The sequence below is a fragment of the Falsihalocynthiibacter sp. BN13B15 genome (assembly GCF_041205415.1).
GTDB lineage: Bacteria > Pseudomonadota > Alphaproteobacteria > Rhodobacterales > Rhodobacteraceae > Falsihalocynthiibacter > Falsihalocynthiibacter arcticus.
This window is the reverse complement of record NZ_JBGFCE010000119.1, coordinates 1-308: the sequence shown is the minus strand read 5'-3', so window position 1 is coordinate 308 and position 308 is coordinate 1. Positions and strand designations below refer to the sequence as shown.

The following is a 308-nucleotide window of genomic DNA, read 5'->3' as shown; positions in this document are numbered from 1 at the left end:
CCCGGATGCCGCATTGTCAAAAGGCCGACAGGTTCCGTCATCGGAGGAGAGGCCGCCCTCTTGCGCAAGATAGCCGCGCTTTTGCGGAAAAGTAATCGACACACCACCTGCTAGCGCCATATCACATTGCCCCGCACGCAGCGTATTAATGGCCTGTGCAATAGCGGTCAGCGACGTAGAACATGCGGTTTGAATCGTCATCGCAGGGCCGCGCAAGTCCAGCTTGAACGACGCGCGCGTGGCCAGACAGTCAGGCAAATTCCCGGTCATTTCGGCAAATTTTCCGGTCTGATAGTTTGACGTGAAGG

At 56.8% G+C, this 308-nt stretch carries 1 protein-coding gene; it reads right to left on the bottom strand.

The genetic code is table 11. From position 1 onward, the window contains the following. Positions 1-270, bottom strand: a 270-nt coding sequence (locus tag AB9F26_RS22460; RefSeq protein ID WP_369769147.1) for a beta-ketoacyl synthase N-terminal-like domain-containing protein, incomplete at its 3' end; no start/stop codon positions are given. Between the last annotated feature and the right edge of the window lie 38 nt (positions 271-308).